The organism is Cellulosilyticum sp. I15G10I2 (genome assembly GCF_900095725.1).
Lineage (GTDB): Bacteria > Bacillota > Clostridia > Lachnospirales > Cellulosilyticaceae > FMMP01.
Window position 1 is genome coordinate 50,476 of sequence record NZ_FMMP01000020.1, and the last position, 25,386, is coordinate 75,861.

The following is a 25,386-nucleotide window of genomic DNA, read 5'->3' on the forward strand; positions in this document are numbered from 1 at the left end:
AAGTACATATGATGATAAAGTATATATTAGACTTATATTTAAGTATATTTTATAATAAATAGAAATATATCAGAGAGGATACGGCGATGATCGGAATTACTAAACTTTTATGTGGAAGCGAGCATTTTGGTGATAGTCTGCGTTATACCCATGGGGCAAAAGATGCACAATGGGGTGTAAGTCGGGAACTGGGACCCGTAGTAGTCTGGAATTGTACCAATACATGCAATTTGAAATGCAAACATTGTTATGCAGACTCAAAACCTGAGCAGTTTAAAGAGGAATTAGATACAGAGGAAGCTAAAGCACTTATTGATGATCTGGCAAGTCTTAAAGTGCCTGTCCTTCTTATTTCTGGGGGAGAGCCACTACTTCGAAAGGATTTATTTGAGTTATTAGAATATACAAGAGAAAAAAATATACGTACCACGGTTTCAACGAATGGAACATTAATAGATAAAGAAACAGCTAAGCATTTAAAACAAAGGGGTGTCAGTTATGTAGGGATTAGTTTAGATGGTTTAGGTGTAAATAATGATATCTTTAGAGGTGTGCAGGGAAGCTTTGATAAAGCGGCAGACGGTATAAGAAATTGTTTGGATATTGGGCAGAAAGTAGGGCTTAGATTTACGATTAATCGGAGTAACTATGATCAGTTAGAGGATATTTTTTATTTTATAAAAGAAGAGGGCATCCCTAGAGTATGTTTTTATCATTTAGCTTACTCCGGAAGAGGAAGCAAGATGATAGAAGAAGATATTACCCCAGAAGAAAAGCGTTTGGCTATGGATTTGATTATGAAAAAGGCACTTAAACTCAGAGATAAGGTTGAGATTTTAACAGTAGATAATCATGCAGATGCAGCTTATTTATATCTGCAGGTTAAAAAAAATCATCCAGAACTTGCCCATAAGGTTTCAAAATTGCTGACTATGAATGGCGGCAACAGATCAGGAATGGCTTTTGCAAATATTGATTACAAGGGCAGTGTACATCCAGATCAGTTTACCCAGCATCATCATTTTGGTAATGTAAGAGAGCGAAAGTTTAGTGAAATATGGCATAGCCCAGAAAATGCTCTGGCTATGAGTCTAAGAGACCGAAAAAAGCTGCTTAGGGGCAGATGTAGTCAGTGTAAGTGGCTTGATATTTGTAATGGGAACTTACGCGTAAGAGCAGAGGCTGTCACTGGGGACTTTTGGGCATCGGATCCAGCATGTTATTTAACTGATGAAGAAATAAGGCGGTGATAAAATGATAATATCTTGGAATACAACTAATAAGTGTAATATGAGCTGCAAGCATTGTTATAGAGATGCTAAAGAAGCCCACCCAGAAGAATTAAATACCGATGAAGCCAAAATGCTTATTGAAGAAATAGCTAAAGCTGGCTTTAAGATCATGATATTTTCTGGAGGTGAGCCGCTCTTAAGACCTGACATTTTTGAGCTCATACAGCATGCTGTAAAATTTAAACTAAGACCGGTACTTGGGAGCAATGGTACGCTTATCTCAAAAGAAATAGCGTATAAGCTTAAAAGTTCGGGCGCTATGGGTATAGGGATCAGCTTAGACAGTATGAACCCTATCAAGCATAATGATTTTAGAGGACTGCAATATGCTTGGGAATGGGCAGTACGTGGTATGGAATACTGCAAACAAGCAGGCCTTGGATTTCAAATACATACAACAGTCATGGAGTGGAATTATAAAGAGGTACTTGAAATAACTGATTTTGCAGTTAAGATGGGTGCAGTGGCACATCACATTTTTTTCTTAGTACCTACAGGCCGCGGAGCCAACATTGAAGAAGAATTTCTAAATGCCGAGCAGTATGAGACCTTACTTACAAACATTGTACAAAAGCAAAAGCAAATTAAAATAGAAGTCAAACCTACCTGTGCCCCACAATTTATGCGCATTGCAAAGGAGCAAGGGGTTTCATTTAGGTTTTCAAAAGGCTGTTTAGCAGGCATCAGCTACTGTATTATTAATCCTAAAGGGGATGTTCAGCCTTGTGCCTATCTGGATATCCCTGTTGATAATATAAGACTGAATCCGTTTAGTGAAATTTGGAAGACTAATAGTATTCTCCAGAAACTGCGTACGCTAGAGTATGAAGGAAAATGTGGCAGCTGTATTTATAAAAGCTTGTGCGGCGGATGCCGTGCTAGAGCTGCGTATTATAATGAAGGAGACTATATGGGTGAAGAAACATTATGTATGTTTGATGGAGGAAGGTGAAAAATGGAAGATAAAGCTATAAGGCTGATCAATGTAATTCAAACAGATTTTCCAATAGAAACAAGACCCTATTTAGCTATAGCGAATGTGCTTGGGATGACAGAAGACGAGGTAATCAGCCTTATTAAACAGCTTAAAGAAACAGGCTATATCCGAAGGCTTGGTGGTATTTTTGACTCTAGAAGTTTAGGGTACACCAGCAGGTTATGTGCGATGCAGGTAGAAGAAAGCCGGGTTGAAGAAACAGCAAGTATTATTAACAGTTATCAGGGTGTCACACATAATTACTTAAGAAATCATCAATATAATATATGGTTTACTTTAATAACACCTTCTGAAATAGATATGGAGCGTATACTTAGTGAAATTAAACATTTATCTGGAATCAGTGATATTATGGTGTTAGATGCTCTTAAAACATTTAAAATCCGCGTCAATTTTAACTTAGGGGGATCATAGTCCATGGATAAACTCGAAAAAGCCATTATCAGAAAACTCCAAGAGGACTTACCTCTAGTTAAAGAACCTTATAAACAGCTAGCAAGTGAACTAGGCATTTTGGAACAAGTATTATTAGATAAAATTAAGGTATTAAAGGAACAGCAAAAGTTACGAAGGATGGGCGCTATTTTGCACCATAGAGCAGCAGGCGTTAAGGCAAATGCTATGGTTGTGTGGCAGGTGCCAGAAGACCAGATAGCTCAGGTTACAGCATTTATGGTCTCCTTTGAAGAAGTAAGCCACTGTTACCAAAGAGCCCCTTTACCAGATTGGCCTTATAATATTTATACGATGATTCATTCAACAGAATTTAAAGCTTGCGAAGCGATTATTAAACACATTGCAGAATTAGTACACCTTAATCATTATGAAATATTATACAGTACAAAAGAGCTCAAAAAGAGCAGTATGAAATATTTTCATGAATAATCTAGTAAGTAAAAGGGGATGTATTATTATGAGTAAGAATTCTAAAAACTATATATTGCAGGCAGCAATGATTCTAGCCTATATTATGATGATTGTAGTAAATTTGCTAGCTTCACTGCTGCCATTAAACGGCGTTACCACTCAGGAAGTCGCCGAGAGGTATCCTAATCTTTTTGTACCTGCAGGCATTACATTTGCTATATGGGGCGTTATCTATACGCTATTATTATTATTTGTTATCTATACCGTTTGTAAGCTTAATCAGCCTAAGGAAGTAGAAAAGCTTGGACTTGTCAAAATAGGGTGGCTCTTTGTAGGAACATGTTTTGCCAATAGTGCTTGGCTTTTTGCCTGGCATTATGATTATATTTTTATTTCTGTTTTGGTCATGATTCTTTTACTCATTTTATTAATTAAGATTTATTCTAGTATACCTTCAGATCTTACCCGATCACAGTATATATTTTTAAAATTACCATTCAGCGTTTATCTTGGTTGGATTACAGTTGCTACAGTAGCCAATATAACAGCTTTTTTAGTTTCTATAGGCTGGAATGGATTTGGACTTCCTGAAGTATTTTGGACAGTTATTATGATGATGGTAGCTTTGGGGCTTGCGCTCGTTTTTATATGGAAATATCATGATCCAGTCTATGCACTTGTCATCGCTTGGGCTTTGCTTGGAATTCTTATTAATCATAGAACAGTATATGAAGGGCAGTATGCCGTAGTTCAAATCGCTGCTTATTTTGGGATAGGAATTATTTTAGCAAATAGTATTTATATGTTGTGGTTAGAAGCAAAAAATGATAAGTAATAAGCTGAAAATTACATAGTGTTAATATAAATAGGGGATTCAATGATTAGTTCATTGAATCCCCTATTTATATTGACTCGTAATTGGTATTATAATATAATACCAATATAAGATTTAATTATTTGGGGAAAAGGGGGACGCAGGTGAAAATAAAAGTTTTTCAGAAAGGATTTAACTATTCTCAGGACGGCGCTGGCAATCGTTTGGTATATCATCTGCAGGGATGTAATATGCATTGTCCCTGGTGTGCCAATCCAGAGGGGATAGCACCTAATGGTACATTGATGGTTGATGAGCCTTATCTTATTGATACCATATGTCCTTTAAAGGCTATCTATCAAAAAAAGATTAACCGAAGTATTTGTAATGTATGTGAGTTAAAGGAATGTATTACGCTGCATAGGACCCGAGGAATACGTCTTTCTTATAAGTTTTATGAAGCAGATGAAATAATTGAAGAAGCGAAACGAAGTACCCCTCTTTTTTATGACGGTGGAGGCGTTACATTTAGTGGTGGGGAGGCAACCCTTCAGTTTGAGGCCCTTAAGTTAATACTAAAAAGTTTAAAGGCATCAGGGATACATACTGCCATTGAGACGAATGCGACACACCCAAATCTTGAGAGCCTTTTTCCTTTTATAGATCAGCTGATTATGGATTTTAAACATTATAACGAGGCGAAACATAGACAGGTAACAGGCCTGTCTAATCACATGATCAAAGAAAATATTAAAAAAGCCCTAAGCCTTCATCCGAGTGTACTGATACGAATACCTCTTATAAAAGATTTTAATGACGCCAAAAAGGATGCGGAAAACTTCGCGTCATTTTTTAAGCAATATCAAACACAACGTGTCTCCTTTGAATGTCTGCCTTATCATGAATACGGCAAAGTAAAATGGCAACAGTGTGGCATGGCGTATACGATGCAGGATGCTTATATAGATACTAAAACCAGAATTTTATATGAAGAAGTATTTAAAAATAATGATCTTTTAATGATCCAAACCTAGGGAGGGGAAATAATGAGTATTGAAATGCTTTATACAAAAAATGAATTGCATGAAATGGCAGTCAATCTTTTTGAAGAAGAAAGAAAGCGTAAGAGACTGGATGGATGGTTTATAGCTAAAGAAACAGCTAAGAAGTGTGATGAGAAATACAGCAGTCTAAGTCCTGCACTTAAAGCTGCTTATACACTTAGGGAGATCATCCGTGAGATGCCAATTACTATCAGTGAACATGCTATTTTTGCTGGCACTCAAAACGATGCCTTTGCAAGATCTTATGCCCTTATTAATCCTACATTTAAAGTAGATTCTTTTACTGGATATTGTGATCCAACCAGTGTATTTAATGATATTGAGCCCAGTGAAACGATCCAAAAGGAACGTATTGAATCTCTAAGAAATTATACAAAAACCACACCGTATGTTAAAAGGCTAAAAGAAACTTATGAAAAAGTAGAAGAAAGCACATCTGAGGCTATCTTTTTTATCGAGCAAGTGACAGGACACTTGATACCTGATTTTCAAACAGCTCTTTCAAAAGGTGTGGAAGGACTTAAGGCGCATATTGATAATCAGCTTGTTAGTGGGTGTGAAGCATCAAAAAAAGAGTATTACCAGGCAATGACGGTTACTTTAGATGCGGTTTTATTACTGGCTGAGCGTTATGCTAAATGTGCAAAAGAGCTGCAAAAGGAAGCAGACGGAAAAAGAAAAATAGCACTTATTCTTATAGAAGAAACACTTCTAAGGGTGCCTTATAAAGGTGCGCGTAACCTTTATGAGGCCATACAGTCTTTTATATTATTATGGGAAGTCATGTGTCTTGAGCAGGCTCCCAATCCTTTTGCTTTTTCGGTAGGCAATGCGGATCGTATTTTTGAACCTTATCGTATGACAGAGCATTTAAACCGTAATATGAGTTCAGCGCTATTTAAACACTTTCTTGTGTTTTTTAATGTAGGAGACAGAAGCTGGGCCATTTCACAAAACATTATGGTTGGCGGCAAATCAAGTAAAGGCGGAGATCTTACAAGCGAATCAACCTACGCCCTTTTAGAGGCCTTCTATGAACTTAATCTGCCCCAGCCTATTTTATCCGTTAAGCTTCACCGGAAAACACCAGATGCCTTGTACAGAGCGCTTGGAAAATTTTTCTTTACAGAAGGGGTGCTTACACCGTCACTGTTTAACGATGATTCACTCTTTGAAGTGCTTTTTGGGAGCGGCATTGAAAAAGATGACTTGGAAAATTATGCCATAGCTGGCTGCCAAGAACCTCTGATTATGGGTAAAGATAATGGGAATACAACAAATAGCTGGCTGAATTTAGCTAAGGTACTGGAACTTACTCTTAATAATGGAGAATCTTTAATAACAGGGAAGTCTATTGGCCTTAAATATGAAGAGCTGGGATTAGAGTCTAAAGATCCACTGCATGTTCTAAGAAATATAAGATCGGCTTTTTATAAACATTTAGAAGTCTTTATAAATAAGATGACAAAAGCGGCTAATGAGGCCTCAGAGGCAGTGGCGCTGCTGCCAGTTCCTTTTTTATCAGCCTTTATGGGAGGTCTTGATTCTGGAGTTGATCTAAGAGATACAAAGGCCCAAGGGACCAAATACAATGGCAGTGGCTGTCTTATTCATGGGCTTTCAGTTGTAGCAGATTCTTTTGTAGCTATAGATGTACTTTTAGAAGAAAGACCAGAAGATGCGGGCAGACTCATACAAGCCCTTAAGACGAATTTTGAACAGGATGAAGAACTTCAGCAGTATTTGCAAACCGCCCCAAAGTATGGGAATAATACTTTGAATGTTGATCAGGAGGCGAGAGAAATCGCAGTTAAGGTAAGTGATATGATCAAAGGCAAAAAGAATTATCTTGGCAATGCGTATCGCCCGGATTTTAGTACCCCATCTACCCATCTGCTTTATGGACATTGGGTAGGAGCTACGCCAGATGGCAGAAGGTCAAGAGAGATGCTTGGCTATGGTATCGACCCACTATATGGAGAGGCCGAGTCTGGGATGGGTTTTAGGATTTTATCAGCTATGCATCTGCCCTTTGAAAAAATGAACGGCGGATATGCATCACACTTTGGGATTGATCCAGGTTACTTTAAGTCTGAAAGTTTTGAGGAAAAAGGATTGGAGTTCCGTAATAAAGTGATTGCACCACTTTTTTTCAATACAGAGAATATATATTTAGCACCCTTTTATCTTTATGTGAATGTTAATACACCGGAACGCTTGATTAAGGTACTTGAAAATCCTAAGAAGTATGCACCAAGCGGTGTTTATATTATGCGTATTCATGGAACATTTGTAAATTTTCTAGATTTATCACCAGAAATACAGCAAGATATTATCAAAAGGCTTGACTTAAAGTCTACAAAGTTATAGGAAGGGTTCATCATGGAAAATGACAGTCTTTATTTAGCTTTAAAAAATAAACTTTGCGAAAGCATTTATAGAGGCGTTTATCAAGATGGGGAGAATATTCCGCCAGAACGTACATTATCAGAAAACCTTGGTGTAAGTCGTGTGACTGTACGTAAAGCGCTCACCTTATTAGAAAAAGACGGCATTATCGAAAGAGTGCAAGGAAGCGGTACACTTGTTAAGCTCAAACAGACAGGTTATAAAGGAACTTTAGATATTATAGCATTACTCGCACCTGCGACCAATCCTTTCTTTGCAGCTTTTATAGATGATTTTCAAAAAAATGCAGATAAAAATGATTCCTTAGTTCTTTTTATGCAAAATCCAAAACACTCAAATGTAGAAGACAGTCTTTTTAAACTTTTTCAAAAGAATATACGTAATGTTGTAGTGTGGCTAGAGGATTTACAGGTAGATTATGAACTTATTAGAAGGCTTCGTGGGCTTGGTATGAACATTGTTTTTTTTGATATGAGTGAACCATCGCCTTATGCTGATTGCGTACTGCTTGATAATCAAGATGCCATTAAGATGCTTTGTCAGAGTCTTATCCAAAAAGGGGCCGTAGAGCTGACTTATGTAGGGTGGGATAACCTTCAGCTTTCAAGTGTGAGAGAAAGAGAGCGAGCATTTAAAACATTTTCGGGAGGCTGTGCAAAGGTATTTCATGTACCACGGAAAGAACGAGACTCTATTCAAAGACTTATGGGAGAAATTACAGAGCAGATTAAAGCAGAAAAGATATGGCAAAATGCCTTTATATGCGGAGACGGGGATCTAGGTGTTGCACTAAAAAAAGCTTTTTTAGTGCAAGGTATCAGAAGTGACCTTATAGCATCAGTTGATGATTCAGAAGAGGCGAAGCTTCTTACACTAAGTGTTTACCGACAATCATTCCAAGAGCTTTCCCAGAAGGTTTATGAGTGTCTTTTAAAACAAAATAGAAAAGCTAAGGCATGGAAAGCGAAGGTTTATGCTGTAAAAGGAGAATTAATAGAGAGGTGAAAGATGAATAGGGGACTTGCAATAGGAATAGATATTGGTACAACAACCATTTGTATGATTGTATTAGATGCTGCAACGGGCGAAATCTTAAAAACGTTGACCAAACAGAATGATGCTGGGATAAAAGGTCAATATGCTTGGGAAAAGCTCCAAGATGCATCAGTTATTATGGCGCAGATAGAGCAAATGCTCTTGGAAGTTCATACGCACTATGCAGATATTATGTGCATAGGATTAACAGGGCAGATGCATGGTATTGTTTATATTGATGAAAAGGGGATGGCAGTAAGTCCGCTTTTTACTTGGCAAGACGGCAGAGGTAATCTTGAATATCAGAAAGGGCTAAGTTACGCGGATCATTTATCTCAAATAACAGGGTATAAGTTGGCGGCAGGATTTGGGGCGGTTACGCACTTTTATAATACGATTAATAAACAAGTGCCTGCAGCAGCCAAAAATCTTTGTACCATTATGGATTATGCTGCAATGAGACTTTCTAATGCAGCAAAGCCTGTAATACACCCCTCAAACGCTGCAAGTATTGGCTTATTCGATATAAAAAGGAATCAATTTAATACTCAGGCTATTGATGCTGCTGGGTTAGATAAAACTTTCTTCCCAGCTGTTTCAAAGAGTATACAACTTATGGAGGCAACTACACTGAATACGCCTATTAGTGTTGGGATAGGAGATAATCAAGCAAGTTTTATAGGTGCTGTAAAAAGTAGTGAGGATTGTCTGCTTGTAAACATTGGGACATCAAGTCAGCTTTCAGTTTATAGTGGTTATTTTAAAGAAAGCTCTAAGCTCGAAACTAGACCGCTTATAGATCAAGACTTTATTTTAGTAGGTGCCCCTTTATGCGGAGGCAGGGCTTATGCATTACTGGAGCATTTTTTTAGAGAAATCGTTGAGTTAGCAACAGGCAAAGAAGCTTCCAATCTATATGATATTATGGAAAAGTTAGCATATAGTTTTGAAACAATAGAAGAACCACTTGAAATAGCAACGCAGTTTTGCGGTACTCGAGATAATCCGAGCTTAAGAGGGACAATTGGGCGTCTTGGGACTGAGAATTTTACAGCCAAGCATTTTACTATAGGCGTACTTCAAGGTATGGCAGGTGAACTTTATGAATTGTATTTGGCAGCACAAAAAGAACTAGATGTGCTTCCAAAAACTTTGGTGGGTTCGGGGAATGGGCTGCGTATGAATAAGCCTTTGCAACAGATGATTGCAAAGGTCTTTAATAGAGAAGTTAAAATACCAGCTCATAAGGAAGAAGCAAGTTATGGGGCAGCACTTTTTGCACTTGTAGGTACTGGGGCTTTTGAGAGCTTGAAAGAGGCACAAGGGCTTATCCGTTATCTATAGTTTATTAACTGATTTAAAGTTGAGAAAGGATAGTTATAAAATTATTAAATGCTTTATTGTATATATACTAAGGAGGAAAAAATAATGCCTAAAATATATGATCAAGAAATCCGAAAGCAAGAGCTATTAAAGAAAGTGGGAAATATCAGGCAAGTTGCAGCTATAACGCCCTATGAAATGAGCGAGGGCAGGGCCAAGGGGATTAAAGCTTTTGATGTTTCAACAGGCGGGGGATTAGACTTTACTGTACTTGAAAGTAAGTGTCTAGATCTTTTGAACATGAAGTTTAAAGGTATTAATCTTGGATTTTTATCAAAACCGGGTGTAAGCGGGCCCGAATATTTTAATCCTGTCCAGGGTGAATTTTTAAGATATTTTCAAGGGGGGATGCTTTATACTTGTGGACTCTCAAATATTGGTATTGCCTGTGAGGACATGGGAGATACACATAGTATTCATGGACGCATCTCTCATACACCTGCTGAATGGGTTAGTGTTGTCTCTCGGTGGGAAGACGAGGAATATGTAATGAAGATCTCCGGTGAAATGCGGGAGGCGGCTCATTTTAAAGAAAACCTTGTTTTAAAAAGAGAGATAGCAACCAAACTTGGTTCAAAAGCTGTACAGATCCGAGATGTTGTAGAAAACGAAGGACAAGAAGCGCAGCCTGTTATGCTTTTATATCATTTTAATTTTGGGTATCCGCTACTTGATGAAAATACGCGAGTGGTTGTACCAGAACATAAACTCATACCGCGAACCGAGATAGCAAAAGAAAATAGGGATGAGTTTGAAAACATAAGTGGGCCTATTGATCAGTTTAGTGAGCATGTATTTTATATAGAAAGTGTAGCTGATGACACCTGTAATACCTATGCTGCACTTATTAATGACAGACTAGATTTAGGTGTCTATGTAAAGTATAATGTAGAGCAGCTCCCTATCCTTGTGGAATGGAAGTCTATGGCTTCGGGAGATTATGCACTTGGCCTTGAGCCAGGCAATCATTATTTAGAAGGAAGAGATGTAGAAAGAAACAATGGCACACTAAAGACCTTAGCCCCTTTTGACAAGATGATATTTGAGGTAGAAATAGGCGTGTTGGAGGGAAAAGTGGAGATTGATACTTTTGTGGAAAAAATAAAAGGGTTAAAGTAATGTAATTGCTAAATGTATAGATTTCACATTATAAAGTTTAACTTATTCACGATGTTATTTAATGTGAAATCATTCTGAGAAACAACATTATAGTAATGAATAACTCAAGTTTATATGTTGTTTCTCTATAATTAGATGCAATATAATCATATTTGATTTATAGACATGTTGAGATAGAAGAGGAGAAAAGAAGAATGATGAAGCGTGTCACTATGGCTTTTATGGGAGTACTAATAACGGGTATTTGTGTTGGCGTATTCAGATTTGCTGCATTAGGAACAGATCCGTTTACAATTTTGGTGACAGGTATAGGAAATTTAACGCGGCTGAGTTATGGTAATGCTTTTATTATTGTTACAGGCATTTTGCTTTTGGGCGTAGTTATACTTGATAGACATTATATAGGGATTGCAACACTATTTAATTTGGTTGGGATAGGCTATATTGCAGATTTTACACTACAAGCGCTACAAACGATGATTGTAGATGACTCTTTATGGATTCGTATAGGGATTTTAGCTGCAGACTTAATTTTATTGTGTTTTGCATCATCATTATATTTTACAGCTAACCTGGGTGTATCTGCCTATGATGCAGCGGCATTAATATTAACAGATAAAACTAAGATACCTTTTCGACTATGCCGTATCAGTACGGATGTACTGTGTGTGATAATTGGCTGTATATTCCAGGCTAAAGTTGGAGTGGGTACCCTTATGACTGCATTTTTTATGGGACCTATTATCCAGTGGTTTAACACCTATGTATCAGAACCTTTTTTATATGGCAAAGATAGAAATAAGAGTTTAGAAATAGGGTAGTCATTTCAGCATTCATAAAAATACAAATTCTTAAAGCGTGAGGGATAACGATGATAAAAAGTATTAATCATGATATACTATCCATATATATCACTCTATAAAAGGAACGAGTACAATGGAAAGCTTACGTGGCGTAGTTGAGCGCATAACCTATGCAAATGAAGAAACAGGATATAGTGTTATAAAAGTGAAGGCTAAAGGTTATATGGATCTTATTACTGTTGTGGGAAGTATGGCAACGGTGAATGTTGGTGCAGTTATTACCTTAAAAGGTTTTTGGGCAAGCAATCCTAAATATGGCAGGCAATTTGATGCCAAAGAATGGGAAGAATCACTTCCAGCAAGTATTTATGGTATAGAAAAATATTTGAGCAGTGGACTTATTAAGGGTATTGGCCCTATTTATGCAAAGAAGATTGTTAACCTATTTAAGGAAGAGACCTTAGAGATCATAGAGGAAGCACCAGATAGAATCATAGAGGTATCTGGCATTGGTAAAAAGCGTGTAGAAATGATAAAAAAAGCTTGGAAAGATCAAAAAGAGATTAAAAATGTTATGATCTTTTTGCAGTCTTATGGGATTTCTACTGCTTTTGGAAGTCGTATTTATAAGGTCTATGGTAATAAGAGTATTGAAGTGATTAAAGAAAACCCATATAAACTAGCTGATGATGTTTATGGCATAGGTTTTAAAACAGCTGATGGCTTAGCAGCTAAATTAGGAATTGATATGAATTCTTTTAAAAGATGCAGAGCAGGACTTTTTTTTACACTCAGTCAGCTTTCAGAAGAAGGACACTGCTATGCCACAACGGAACAATTAGTGACTAAGTGTGTGGAAATACTTGAAATTGAAGAAGCAAAGATTGTGATGAGTATTGATTATCTCATAGGGAAGAAAGAACTTATAAAAGAGGAACCTGATAGAGTCTACTTACCGCCATTTTATTATAGTGAAAGTGGGGTTGCAAGACGATTAAAACAAATTATGCAAGGCAATACGCATAAAAAAGTAAAAAACAGCAGTGAGGTTATAGCGTTATTGGAAAAAGAAGATAACATCACTTATGATGCAATACAGCGAGAGGCCATTAGGCAAGCTGAGACTTCTAAAGTTATGGTGCTAACAGGTGGACCAGGTACGGGGAAAACGACAACAACCCATGGCATTATCAGTTTATTTAAACACTCTGAAATGAAGGTTCTTTTAACTGCGCCTACTGGGAGAGCTGCTAAAAGAATGAGTGAAGCTACTGGGATGGAAGCTAAGACAGTTCATCGTTTGTTAGAATGCAAACCGCCTGAAGGCTATGAGAAAAATGAAGATAATCCTCTGGAAGGTGACGTGCTTATTATTGATGAAGCTTCTATGATCGATATTATCCTTATGTATAATCTGCTTAAAGCTATCCCAGAACACATGATTATTGTAATAGTAGGAGATATTGATCAGCTGCCTTCGATAGGTGCTGGCAATGTACTGAGAGATATTATTGCATCAGGTGTAGTGCCTACAATTAAACTAGAACGTATTTTTCGACAGGCTATGGGAAGTAAGATTATCACTAATGCTCATAAGATCAATAAAGGAGAAAATCCTGACCTTAAAGGGGGTTCAAATAGTAACTTCTTCTTTATTGAACAAGAAAATAATGAAGACATTATAGATACAATTGTTAATCTGTGTACAAAACGTTTACCTAACTATTACAAAGTAAATCCAATCAAAGATATTCAAATCCTTACACCGATGCAAAGGTCAGAAACGGGTGCCGCTAATCTTAATACAGTTTTGCAGTCAGCACTTAATAAAAACACACTTTGTTTAAAACGTGGGGCAACTGAGTATAGGCTTTATGATAAAGTCATGCAAATACGTAATAATTATGATAAGGAAGTTTTTAACGGAGATATAGGGGTTATATCTGCTATTGATCTGGAGGAAAAAATATTAAAAATAACTTTTGATGAGCGGGAGATAGACTATGAGGTGTTGGAACTTGATGAGATAGTTCTTGCCTACGCAACGACTATTCACAAAGCACAGGGGAGTGAATATCCTATTGTGGTGATGCCTATTACTTTTAGTCACTATGTTATGTTACAGCGCAACCTTATCTATACAGGAATAACAAGAGCTAAAAGAGCAGTCGTTTTAGTTGGCAATAGAAATGCAATTTATGCAGCCATAAAAAACAACGATGTCAAGAATAGAAATACAATGCTTACTGAAAGATTACAAGGCTGAAAGAGGGTAAGTCCCTATGTAGGGGGAAAGCAAAAATAAGTAGCCGATTGCTTATATAAATTAATAAACAGATCGGCTACTTACCATGCCCTATTCAATTTAACACTACACATAAATTAATTACTTATTCATTCCTTTCAATTGTAAACCTAACGCTTTCATACCTAACAAAAATAGTAATAAACGAAACTTACAAACATTTAAATTTTTAATATTAATGGTCTTGAAAAAATAGTTTAACCTAACGCATAAATCCGACGCATAAACCCAACGCAAAAACCTAACGCAACATACTTTAAACTAATTTTTGGTATAAAAAAAACCCAACTTCATGACAAACTACTGAATACCAAATACTTGATAAAACTGTAATAAGTGAATAGGGAATGTGGGGAAGTTGTGTTGTCTGCTTCCTTAACTGTATTATAACATATAATATGAAAAAGTAAAGAATAATTTAAAAAAATATAGAATTTCATAAAAATGGTATAAAACGTGGACAAATTTGGCAACATAAAAAATGTATAAGAACACACATTTTACACATAATATGAATGTAAAACCAAACTGAATGTAGGAGGAAACAAAGATGAATAATCAAAGTAACCAAAGCATTCAAACTACTGAGGCTAAAGATGCAGTTTTAGCTGGAGATGAGCCAACAGAGTACTAAGGCTTATAAAATTTTCATATAAAGAAAATTTTATAAGCTAAGAAAATGGTTTTATATCTAATAAGAACTTACTTATTTACCATACTACGTATGGAATTAAGTAGGTTCTTTTATTTAATAGTATTATAAAATCTAGAAGTACTAGAGGCACTTTAAGTTTTAACAAGAATAAAGTTTAAATTCTAAGAGGATAATAATTATGATGCATAGGATATTAATTTGTGAGAATACTATGTTGGAAAATGTTTTTAAAGGAGGTGTAACAGATGCCAGGAAAAGCTAAACAATACGTTGATCAAAGTATGTCTTCAGTACAAAATACTGTTAGTACATTGCAACAAGCCCTTAGTTCAGCAGAAAAACCAGATAACAAAAATAAGATTCAACAAGCAATAGAATCACTTAACTCTGCACAACAACAATTATCTGGATATCAAGACTAATAAGTTTTAATAGAAATTCTGTTAAATACAAATAAAAACACTTTACTCTAAATTTAATTTAAAGTAAGGTGTTTTTTCATGCATATGATAAGGGAATGAAAAATTTAAAATTTATAACAAATAATTATCAATTGATACTTGTTTTCAAAATCGAAAAGTGCTATACTGTTATTACCTAGTAAATCACTTGGGTATAGAAGGGATTAGATATTATCTCAGTAATGCCACCTATCTATTAGGCCAATAGGAACTTAATGTGTGAACTATATTTTTAGAGTTTGCCATCAAAAAAATAAAATGTTATTAACAATACAACAAGTAATGATAAAACATAAAGGAGGTATATATTATGTTTAAACAAATAGAACTAGCTTATGATTTTAATACACTCGAACCTTATATCGATGAACTGACTATGCAGACACATTATGCTAAGCACCATGCAGCATATACTAACAATCTTAATGCTGCTGTTGAAAAGTCACCTGAATTGTCTGGGAAAACTATTGAGGAGCTTCTCAGCAATGTTGGCAACATTACTGACCCGGGTCTTCATATGGCGCTACGTAATAACGGCGGCGGATTTTATAATCACAACCTGTATTTTAGTATCCTGTCCCCAAGTGGCAGTAAAGAGCCTGAAGGAGAACTCAAAAATCAAATTATTGAAAGCTTTGGGAGTGTTGAAAACTTAAAAGATAAGCTCTCGGCGGCAGCTATCTCTCAATTTGGATCAGGGTGGGCGTGGTTATCCACTGATAAGGCAGGTAAGCTTCAAATCAGTTCAACTGCTAATCAGGACAACCCTTTGATGAAGGATGGTTTACTCACCCCTATTCTCGGCATTGATGTGTGGGAGCATGCTTATTACCTTAAGTACAAAAATCTTAGAGCTGATTATATCAAAGCTTTTTGGGAAGTGCTTGACTGGGATCAAGTTAATAAACGTTATGAAGTGGCCCGAGTATAATTAAGCTAAAAATGTCACTTAAAAATATTTCTAAAAAAGCAGTTTGCAGGTTTTTATCGGCCAGCAAGCTGCTTTTTTAGTTTGAGCCTTATTTACTGGGTAATAGTAAACTTTTTTTAATAGGCTATAATATCGAGAAACAATATAAAAAAGCATATTACTTAAAAATGACTGAAGATAACAGATGTTAACATACAATGAAGAACTTAAAAAAGAACAATTATTGTGTCGCATAGAAGGACAAATGGGCATATGATGTTAATAAAATCTGTGCGCGGCAAACTTTTTTTGAGGAGGTGAGAGTGTATGAGCACTATTAATTTAATTAATAGGATTAAAGGGCCTCTAGATATAGCAAACAGAGAGGAATATTTAAAGCTTAAAGAGCAGCATCAGAAAAATGAAAGCATGTTTTTTAAAGATGTACGTAGAATTGTTGATAAAGCGAGAGAGCTGGGTCATCCACTGGCTTATGTATGTGATTATATAGGTGCCACTGTCTCGGTTATTGATATTATTGACGCGGCAAAATTAACTGAAATTAAAGTAGGGAATGGTGCTTTATCTATTGACATCAGCCAAGATAGTAAATACGCTTATGTAACGAGTTTTTTTGATAATACGGTTTCAGTAATTAATCTTATTTTTAATCAAGTAGTAAATACAGTGAGGGTTGGAATAAACCCTGCTGGGGTGAAGGTGACAAAGGATGGAAAGTTTATTTATGTAGTTCATTATGGCGAGCCTTTTATATACGTGTTAAGTACAAAAAATATGGAGGTTATAACGGGGATACCTATACCAGCCACAGGATTTCAGATTGATATTACAAAAGACGGCAGCCTTGCCTTTGTATCCTTGCATGATAAGGGAAAGGTTGCTGTAATTGACCTTAAAATAAATTTGGTAATAAAGGTTATTGATACCGGAGACGGCGCAGAAGATGTTAAAATATCGCCAACAAACGCGCAGGTATTTATCACTAATGAACTTGATAACAGTATAACACCCGTAAATAGCAATCTGGCAGAAGCGGCAACTCATATTGCAACAGGTGATGCTCCGGTAGGTATTGCATTCAGTGACTGTGGAAGGAAGTTATATGTTGCAAATCGAGGGGATAATAATGTATCTGTTATAGATGTTTTTACCCATAGTGAAATAACAAAAATAGCTGTGCGTGAAGAACCCTATGGAGCAGCAGCGAGTAAATGCGGTGAATTGGTAGTCATATCCAATTTTGCAAATAGCAGTGTATCAATAATAGATACAAAAAGAGACAAAATTTTATCCACTGTTCCCACTGGCAGAGGCCCAGCATTTTTAGCTATTCTTCAAAGAAATTAGTTTATAAAGATGATAAAGCCAGTAGAAAGTTAGTAATCTATTAGAGCGGATAGATTATTAACTTTCTACTGGCTTATTTGGGTTGTGAAGATGTGATGATTTGTGCATTGTGATGACAAGGGTTTAGAATTCTGCAGAGAAGATAGACATATTGACAACATCTCTATTTAATGATAATACTTAAAATATAAAAATATATAAGATAGGAAGCAAAATAATGAGAATTATAAAAAAATTAAAAGCAAAGCTTATAGTTTATTTTTTTGTGGTTGTTATCTTAATACTGATTATAGTAGAAGGTATTTCTTTTTGGTGGATTAAAAGTGTCATTCAGTCGCAAGTGAGTGAAGCAACATTACATACTTTAAAGCAAATTGATAAAAATTTCTTAGGTCTGGTGGGCGATATTAATGACATGTCAAAATATACCCTTGCAAATCGTGAAGTTAGATATCTTTTAAAACTTAACCCCTCTCAAGATTATGAAGCAACAGAAGCCCTTATTCAGATGAATGAACAGTTTGCAAATTTAACGAACTCTAAGTCTTATATTGCTTCAATTAATATATATGGTGATAACGGCAGAATTTTTGAAACAGCAGGTTCTTCAATTAACCTTGAGACGCATAAGATGAATATAACAAAAAATGATTTACCAAAGAATGGAAACTATATCATTTCTCCAACTTATAAGCGTTTTTATCAAACCCTAGGCAATCAGTATATTATTTCTTTTTTTAGAAGAATTAATGATATCAATCAGTTGTCAAAGAGTCTGGGAATGATTAGAATTGATGTCAGCGAAAAAAATATGAATGCTATTTATAAAGACATCGAACTCGGCAAAACAGGGTTTATATTTATAACTGATAAAGAAGGACGTATCTTATCTCACTCTCAAAAAGATCAATTAGGACAAAATATTAGTGAGAAGGATTATTACCAACCTATATTAGAAAGTAAAGGGGGGTATTATAGAAAAAATGTGGATGGCCGCAATATGCTGATTACTTATCATGTGTCTCAGCACTTTATTTTTATTGGACAAGTGCCTTTTGATGAATTAATAGGCAAAGTAAATACGGCCCGTAATCTTACGATCATCGTAACTTTAGCAGGAATTTTAACGGCTTTTCTAACATTCTATGTGATATCCTCTAAAATTTCAAATCCAATAAGCACGCTTAAAGAACTAATGAAGCAAGTTGAAGAGGGGAACCTAAATGTAGATACAAAGTTTTTCAGAGATGATGAAATTGGACAGCTCTATCAAAGCTTTCATCATATGGTTAGACGCATAAAAGCCCTTGTTGAAGAAGTATACGATACAAAGCTTAAAAAGAAAGAAGCAGAGCTGCAGGCTTTGCAGATGCAGATCAATCCTCATTTTTTATATAATACATTAGATGTTGCCTATTGGACATCTAGGATGGAAAAAGCGAGTAAGACAGGGGAAATTATTAGTGCACTATCGAATGTTTTTAGACTGGGACTCAATAAAGGTAACGAAATGACAACGATAAGAAAAGAAATAGAACATTTAAAAAGTTATTTAGAAATTCAGGCATTAAGATATGAGGTGGTACCAGACTTTAAAATTGATGTGAGTCCTGATATTTTGGAATACAAAATTATTAAGCTTATTTTACAGCCACTTGTAGAAAATGCACTTATACATGGTATTGCCCATCTTGATGAATATGGATATGTTCAAATTTTAGGTTATGAAAAAGGAGAAGATATTATCTTAGAAGTTATAGATAATGGGATAGGGATGACAAGAGAGAAAATTGATGCCATCTTTAAGGGAGAACAGGATTCAGAAATGGGATATGGCATTAAAAATGTTCATGAAAGAATCCAGTTATATTTTGGAAATGTTTATGGACTCGTTATTAGCAGCGAAGTTAACGTTGGAACAAAAGTTAAGATAAGTGTTCCAAAGGCCTATTCAAAAGGGGAGGGTAGCAGTGATTAAATTAGTAATTGTAGATGATGAGAAAATGATAAGAGATGGCTTGGCATTAACTATCAACTGGGAAGCCTATCATATTGAAGTTGTTGGTGTTGCAAGAGATGGCTTGCAAGCACTTGAAATATGCCGAGAGGTAAGGCCGCAGATTGTACTTACAGATATTAGAATGCCGAAAATGAATGGAATCGAGCTACTACAAACATTAAAAGACGATATGCCCCAAACAAAGGTTATTATATTAAGCGGCTACGATGAATTTTCTTATGCACAACAAGCTGTTAAATATGGCGCCGTAGATTATCTTATTAAACCTATTGTTGTCGAAGAATTAGAGAAAGTTATTATGAGTGTTAAACATGCCCTTGAACAAGAGTTGTTTGGAGAATTGCTGCATCTAAGACATTATCAAGAGCTAGAGCATATGCTAGAGCCCTATTTTAATGCTGTGCGTATGGGATTAACTTCAGAGGCCGTTTTAAATTTAACGCCTGTTATCAATCGCTTAGATGAAAGCAATATGACTTTAAAGAACTATAAAAAACTTATCATACATATACTTACAAACGTAGAAAAGCTCCTGTATTTGGATGGCTATCAGCTGAGGGATGCCCATCTAGAACTATATCATAACAGGGAGACTATGCTTATTCAGCTTAACTTAAAGCATGAATTGACGCAGTGGCTGTACCATCTAACCAAAGTCATATGTGAATGGATCCAAGATCAAAAAGGAGAAGGAGGCGGACACAGGGCCCTTATAAAAAAAGCGATGGACTATATGGAATCCCATTATCATGAGGATTTAACTGTAGATAATATAGCGGAGATTGTTGCGTTAAGCGCCAACTATTTTAGTCACGTTTTCAAAAAAACAAAAGGGGAAAGTTTTACAGATTACCTCAATAAATTGCGTATTGAAGCGGCCAAGCATTATCTACTTGAAAAGGAATATAAGATTTATGAAGTAGCTTATAAGGTAGGCTATAAAGATTATAAATATTTCAGCAGTGTTTTTAAGAAAAGTGTAGGGATATCTCCAACTAAGTATTGTGAGTTATCGCAATAGCTGAATAAATAGTGTTCTGAGTAGACCATGAATATCTTAACGGTATTTATGGTTTTTATTTTAAAAATAGAAAAGTTCGTTTGGCACGCTTTCGTGTTAAGGTTATTGAGGTGGTTGTGTAAATAACTATAAAAATTCAAAAAAAGAATAATAAAACATACTACTTATACAATAGCTAGAGTTGTTGAGAAAATAAAGTAAGCAAATATAACCTATAAATTAGTAGAGATGTATTAAATTCGAAGAATAATAGATAATTTCGAAGAATTAAAGATTTTAATTAAAAAGGAGTATTGCTATAATTAACCATAGAAGAGCGCTCTCAGAAAACAGATTATGAGGAGGATATTGATGTTTAAGAAAATAGTAAATTTATTACTTATACTAGGTTTGGTTGGTACTTCAGTTGGCTGTGGCCAGCAAGTAAATTCTAATAAAGAGGTAAATAATGAGGTGGCGATAGAACAAGATCAGACAGTTAAATTTACATTATGGCATTCTTTTGTAGGGGAAGATCAAAGAGCAGATTTTATGGCAAAGCGTATGGAACAGTTTAGAGAGCTTCATCCAGAATATATCATTGACGAACAAAAGATACCTAGAGATCAATATCAAACGAAACTTAAAACAGAAGCAGCTGCAGGACAATTACCGGATGCATTTCTTATATGGCCTAATGCTATGACAAAAGAATTTGTGGACTCCTCTTTAATCAAAGATATCTCATCTTATTTAGAGGAAAATCCAGAATGGAAAAATTCTTTTACAAGTAAGGCACTTGATGAATTCACATTTAATGGAAAAACATATTCGGCGGGGCTCGGTATTTCAATTACCTCCATTTTATTCTATAACAAAGCGCTTTTTGATCAGTATGGATTAAAGGCACCCGAAACATATGAAGAGTTAAAGGAAGTTATTGGTGTTTTTAATGAAAAAGGGATTATTCCTATTGCTCTAGGTAATAAAGCAAAATGGCCTGTACAATCAACTATTTTTAGCAATTTAGCGAATAGACAAACTGGTAGCGAATGGCTGGAGAGTGTTTTAGGGCGATCAGGAAGTAAATTCACAGATCAAGAGTTTATCGAAGCACTACATAAGATGAAAGAACTTGTAGATATTGGAGCGTTTAACAAGGATTACAATAGTATTGATGAAGTGCAGATGCGCAGCTATTTTTATAAAGGTGAGGCAGCTATGATGATCGGTGGGTCTTGGATCTTACCAGAAATGATCAAAAATGCACCAGATGATATCAAAGAAAATGTAGAGCTTACTATTCTTCCAAAGCTTGAAGATGGAAAAGGGGATCCGAGTACGATGTCTGGTGTTAGTAGCACAGGCATTGCTATAAGTGCCAAAGTAACACCAGAACAAGAAGCAGCTATCAAGAAACTGATTCAGTTTTTAACAGATGATGATGCACAAAAAATGTATGCGGCGTCTAATATACCGGTATCATCTGTAACAGTTAATATTAGTGAAATGGATTTAGATCCTGCTTACAAAAAAATGGTATCACTTATTCAAAAATATCCTATGGTAACGGTATATGACTCAGCTTTAAATTCGGAACTTACAGATATTGTGAATAATGGACTGCAAGCTGTTATGCTGGGTGCCGTACAACCAGAACAATTGGCAAATGATTTACAAAAAGCACTAGAATAGATTTTTGAAAAGAGGATAATAAACTATAATTTATAGTATCCTCTTTTTACTTTTTAAGGAGTGAAAGCAATGGATATATTATTTAAAAACAAGAAAACGATTATTTTAGGCTTATTACCAGCGTTGCTTATTTTTATTGTTTTTGTCATCCTGCCTATTATAAGATCTTTTTTCTATGGTTTTTATAGTTGGAATGGATTAAGTGACCCTCAGTATATAGGCCTTAAAAATTTTAAAGAAATATTAACAGATAGGATTTTTTGGCATTCTTTCAAAAACAATATTATTGTTGTTATAGCATCCGTTTTTGGGCAAATCCCTTTAGGTCTTATTATTGCAATTATTTTAAATAAGAAGCTTAAAAGTTCAAGCTTCTTTAGAACCGTTTTTTTTATGCCTATGATTTTATCTACTGTTGTTGTGGGTTTGTTGTGGTCTACTATTTTAAACTCACAAGTAGGTATTCTTAATGGGGTACTAAACAAAATAGGACTAGATCAAATCGCTATGGATTGGTTGGGAGATCCCAACATTGCTATTTATACCATATGTTTTGTTATTGTCTGGCAGTTTTTTGGGTTGTATATGATTATTTTTTTGGCTGCTTTGCAAAATATTCCTTCGGAAATTTTTGAAGCTGCCAATGTTGATGGAGCAAATGAGTGGTGTAAACTCGTTAATATTACAGTTCCTATGATTTGGGATTCTATTATGGCAGCAGTAGTGCTTTGTATTGCTGGGAGTATGCGTACTTTTGACTTGGTTTTTGTTATGACAAAAGGAGGGCCAGCTCATGCTACCGAGCTTATGGCAACTTATATGTATAATAAAACTTTCGAGGTTTATAAGTATGGCTATGGCAGCGCTGTCTCATTGGTTATTTTTATCATTAGTTTTAGCTTTATTATCATAAGCCGTAAGCTGATGAGTCAATCAGAAACCGTATAGGAGGAAAAAATGATAAGAAAATATAATTACATACAAAAAATAAACAGAGTACTATTATTCATTATCTTGTCTTTAGCTTCGATGACGACACTATATCCCCTAATATGGATGGCCTATACCTCTTTAAAAACAAATGCAGAGATTACGCTAAATACCTTTAGTCTGCCCAAAGCACTGCATTTTGAGAATTATATCAATGCTTGGAAAACTGCAAAAATGAATGTATATTTCTTTAATAGTATTTTTGTAGCGGTAATATCAATACTACTTACCATTGTCATTGGGGCACTTGCTGCTTTTATTCTTGCAAAATTTGAATTTAGGTTGAGAAAATATATTTATTCATTATTTATTGTGGGAATGCTTATACCCATGCAGTCTGTACTAGTTCCTTTGTTTATTCAGATGAGGACACTTCGGTTATTAGATAGTCCATTCTCTTTGATATTAGCTTATACGGCTTTTGGGCTGCCACTGACAATATTTATTCTAGAAAGTTTTATTCGTGCATTTCCTGACTCTATTATCGAAGCGGCCATTATGGATCACTGCAGCATGTCAAAACTATTTACTAATATTATACTGCCTATGTCGCGTCCGGCACTAGCTACAGTTATTATTTTGAATTTCTTAAACAATTGGAAAGAATTTTCTTTTGCACTTGTTTTTATATCCTCAGACAGCAAAAAAACGCTGCCTTTAGGATTATATAACTTTATTGGGGCATATTCCAGTAACTATGCAGAGCTTATGGCAGCTATGATGATTACTTCTATTCCTATTATTATTATTTATCTCATCTTACAAGAGCAAATTATTAATGGTATGACAGCAGGTGCTGTTAAAGGGTAAAAATAAAGGAGGTACGTTATGCATTATAAATTTCCGAAAACATTTATTTGGGGTACAGCAACAGCTGCCTATCAGATTGAAGGTAGTGCCTTTGAAGAGGGCAAAGGTCCATCAATCTGGGATACTTTTAGTCATATTCCAGGGAAGATTGATAGTGGTGACCATGGCGATGTAGGATGTGATCATTATCATAGATTTAAAGAAGATCTTAAAATCATGAAAACGATAGGGATTAAAAGTTATCGTTTTTCTATTGCGTGGGCAAGAGTATTGCCGCAGGGGAAAGGGGATATTAATCAAAAAGGGGTTGACTTCTATAATCGGTTAATTGATGGGCTTATAGAAAATGGTATTGAGCCTATTATAACTTTGTATCATTGGGATCTACCTCAAGCACTGCAGGATGCTTATGGCGGATGGGCAAATCTCCAAGTCGTAGATGATTTTGTGGAATACGCTTCACTCATGTTTAAACTATTTGGAGACAGGGTAAAAAAATGGATTACCCATAACGAACCATGGGTAGTTGCGTATGCCGGTCATTATGTTGGCAGACACGCTCCAGGTAAAAAAGATATAAGAACCGCAATACAAGTCACCCATCATTTAATACTATCTCATGCCAAAACGGTAGAGGCCTATAGACATATGGGGCAAGATGGGCAAATTGGTATTACCTTAAATTTATATCCTATTAAAGCAGCTTCATGCTCTCAAGAAGACCAACAGGCAGCACTTTTTGTAGATGGTTATCACAATCGTTGGTTTTTAGACCCAGTATTAAAAGGGGAATATCCTAAAGATATATGGGATTATTTTAAAGAAACTTTTGGTGCGCCTATAGTATCTGATGAAGATTTAGAAATTCTATCTAAAAACAGATGTGACTTTCTAGGTGTTAATTATTATTTTAGAAAAATTATAAAACAGGGTGGGGGAAAAGATCCTTTAAACTTTATAGAGGTGAAACCATCAGACTCAGAATATACAGCAATGAACTGGGAAATATATGCCGAAGGTTTATATGATCTTTTATTGGATCTTAGTAAAAATTATGATTACCCTCTTATTTATATAACTGAAAATGGTGCGGCATTTCAAGATGTGTTATCAGAAGAGCTAAGCGTAAATGATTCATATCGTATTAAGTTTTTAAAAGAGCATTTTAAGGAAGCTTATAAGGCTATACAACAAGGGGTGAGGCTGGAAGCCTATTATGTATGGTCCCTGATGGATAATTTTGAATGGGCATTTGGATATGGCAAGCGTTTTGGACTTATCTATATTGATTACGATTCTAAAGACAGGATATGGAAAGACAGCGCTTATTGGTATCAAAAAGTCATTGAAACTAACAGTATAGATACTGAGGCGGATTAACTTAGGGGG

The 25,386-nt window shown here is 35.5% G+C and carries 21 protein-coding genes; all 21 read left to right on the top strand.

Translation table 11 applies throughout. The annotated features are described in order from the left end of the window. Positions 1 to 86 precede the first annotated feature (86 nt). On the top strand, positions 87 to 1,250 hold the full coding sequence (nirJ1, locus tag BN3326_RS17840; protein ID WP_070000610.1) for a putative heme d1 biosynthesis radical SAM protein NirJ1: 1,164 nt from the start codon (positions 87 to 89) through the stop codon (positions 1,248 to 1,250). A 4-nt stretch (positions 1,251 to 1,254) separates the two neighbouring features. Then, positions 1,255 to 2,244 carry a putative heme d1 biosynthesis radical SAM protein NirJ2 gene (nirJ2, locus tag BN3326_RS17845; RefSeq protein WP_070000611.1) on the top strand — a complete coding sequence of 330 codons (990 nt, stop codon included), beginning with the start codon at positions 1,255 to 1,257 and terminating at the stop codon, positions 2,242 to 2,244. Positions 2,245 to 2,247: 3 nt separating this feature from the next. Next, entirely contained in the window at positions 2,248 to 2,703 is a 456-nt protein-coding gene (gene ahbA, locus BN3326_RS17850; RefSeq protein WP_070000612.1) for a siroheme decarboxylase subunit alpha, read from the top strand. Positions 2,704 to 2,706: 3 nt separating this feature from the next. Beyond that, on the top strand, positions 2,707 to 3,174 hold the full coding sequence (gene ahbB / locus BN3326_RS17855; RefSeq protein ID WP_070000613.1) for a siroheme decarboxylase subunit beta: 468 nt from the start codon (positions 2,707 to 2,709) through the stop codon (positions 3,172 to 3,174). A gap of 28 nt (positions 3,175 to 3,202) precedes the next feature. Next, on the top strand, positions 3,203 to 3,991 hold the full coding sequence (locus tag BN3326_RS17860) for a hypothetical protein (RefSeq protein ID WP_070000614.1): 789 nt from the start codon (positions 3,203 to 3,205) through the stop codon (positions 3,989 to 3,991). Positions 3,992 to 4,134: 143 nt separating this feature from the next. After that, positions 4,135 to 5,004 (top strand): glycyl-radical enzyme activating protein, encoded by an 870-nt coding sequence (locus tag BN3326_RS17865; RefSeq protein WP_242876030.1) that lies wholly within the window; start codon positions 4,135 to 4,137, stop codon positions 5,002 to 5,004. Positions 5,005 to 5,016: 12 nt separating this feature from the next. Continuing rightward, the gene (locus BN3326_RS17870; RefSeq protein ID WP_070000615.1) at positions 5,017 to 7,404 is read left to right on the top strand and encodes a pyruvate formate lyase family protein; all 2,388 of its coding nucleotides are present in this window, start codon (positions 5,017 to 5,019) and stop codon (positions 7,402 to 7,404) included. A gap of 12 nt (positions 7,405 to 7,416) precedes the next feature. Beyond that, positions 7,417 to 8,448 carry a LacI family DNA-binding transcriptional regulator gene (locus BN3326_RS17875; RefSeq protein ID WP_070000616.1) on the top strand — a complete coding sequence of 344 codons (1,032 nt, stop codon included), beginning with the start codon at positions 7,417 to 7,419 and terminating at the stop codon, positions 8,446 to 8,448. Between the two features lie 3 nt (positions 8,449 to 8,451). Continuing rightward, the gene (locus BN3326_RS17880) at positions 8,452 to 9,822 is read left to right on the top strand and encodes a sedoheptulokinase (RefSeq protein WP_070000617.1); all 1,371 of its coding nucleotides are present in this window, start codon (positions 8,452 to 8,454) and stop codon (positions 9,820 to 9,822) included. Positions 9,823 to 9,906: 84 nt separating this feature from the next. Then, the gene (locus tag BN3326_RS17885) at positions 9,907 to 10,980 is read left to right on the top strand and encodes an aldose 1-epimerase family protein (protein ID WP_171903859.1); all 1,074 of its coding nucleotides are present in this window, start codon (positions 9,907 to 9,909) and stop codon (positions 10,978 to 10,980) included. Between the two features lie 194 nt (positions 10,981 to 11,174). Beyond that, on the top strand, positions 11,175 to 11,801 hold the full coding sequence (locus BN3326_RS17890; RefSeq protein ID WP_207646368.1) for a YczE/YyaS/YitT family protein: 627 nt from the start codon (positions 11,175 to 11,177) through the stop codon (positions 11,799 to 11,801). A gap of 115 nt (positions 11,802 to 11,916) precedes the next feature. Continuing rightward, positions 11,917 to 14,049 (top strand): SF1B family DNA helicase RecD2, encoded by a 2,133-nt coding sequence (gene recD2 / locus BN3326_RS17895; protein ID WP_070000618.1) that lies wholly within the window; start codon positions 11,917 to 11,919, stop codon positions 14,047 to 14,049. A gap of 939 nt (positions 14,050 to 14,988) precedes the next feature. Further along, a complete protein-coding gene (locus tag BN3326_RS22080; RefSeq protein ID WP_171903860.1) occupies positions 14,989 to 15,165 on the top strand; it encodes a hypothetical protein in 177 nt (58 codons plus the stop codon). Positions 15,166 to 15,514: 349 nt separating this feature from the next. After that, on the top strand, positions 15,515 to 16,135 hold the full coding sequence (locus BN3326_RS17900) for a superoxide dismutase (protein WP_070000619.1): 621 nt from the start codon (positions 15,515 to 15,517) through the stop codon (positions 16,133 to 16,135). A 306-nt stretch (positions 16,136 to 16,441) separates the two neighbouring features. Next, on the top strand, positions 16,442 to 17,482 hold the full coding sequence (locus BN3326_RS17905) for a YncE family protein (RefSeq protein ID WP_070000620.1): 1,041 nt from the start codon (positions 16,442 to 16,444) through the stop codon (positions 17,480 to 17,482). A 217-nt stretch (positions 17,483 to 17,699) separates the two neighbouring features. Continuing rightward, positions 17,700 to 19,460: a sensor histidine kinase gene (locus BN3326_RS17910; RefSeq protein WP_070000621.1), complete on the top strand. Its 1,761-nt coding sequence runs from the start codon at positions 17,700 to 17,702 to the stop codon at positions 19,458 to 19,460. Beyond that, the gene (locus tag BN3326_RS17915; RefSeq protein WP_070000622.1) at positions 19,453 to 20,523 is read left to right on the top strand and encodes a response regulator transcription factor; all 1,071 of its coding nucleotides are present in this window, start codon (positions 19,453 to 19,455) and stop codon (positions 20,521 to 20,523) included. The genes BN3326_RS17910 and BN3326_RS17915 overlap by 8 nt, the downstream gene beginning before the upstream one ends. 351 nt (positions 20,524 to 20,874) lie before the next feature. Further along, the gene (locus BN3326_RS17920; protein WP_070000623.1) at positions 20,875 to 22,197 is read left to right on the top strand and encodes an extracellular solute-binding protein; all 1,323 of its coding nucleotides are present in this window, start codon (positions 20,875 to 20,877) and stop codon (positions 22,195 to 22,197) included. Between the two features lie 69 nt (positions 22,198 to 22,266). Then, positions 22,267 to 23,145, top strand: a complete 879-nt coding sequence (locus tag BN3326_RS17925; RefSeq protein WP_070000624.1) for a carbohydrate ABC transporter permease — start codon at positions 22,267 to 22,269, stop codon at positions 23,143 to 23,145. Between the two features lie 9 nt (positions 23,146 to 23,154). Then, positions 23,155 to 23,997, top strand: a complete 843-nt coding sequence (locus BN3326_RS17930; protein WP_070000625.1) for a carbohydrate ABC transporter permease — start codon at positions 23,155 to 23,157, stop codon at positions 23,995 to 23,997. Between the two features lie 18 nt (positions 23,998 to 24,015). Further along, positions 24,016 to 25,377, top strand: a complete 1,362-nt coding sequence (locus tag BN3326_RS17935) for a GH1 family beta-glucosidase (protein WP_070000626.1) — start codon at positions 24,016 to 24,018, stop codon at positions 25,375 to 25,377. The last annotated feature ends 9 nt before the right edge of the window (positions 25,378 to 25,386 follow it).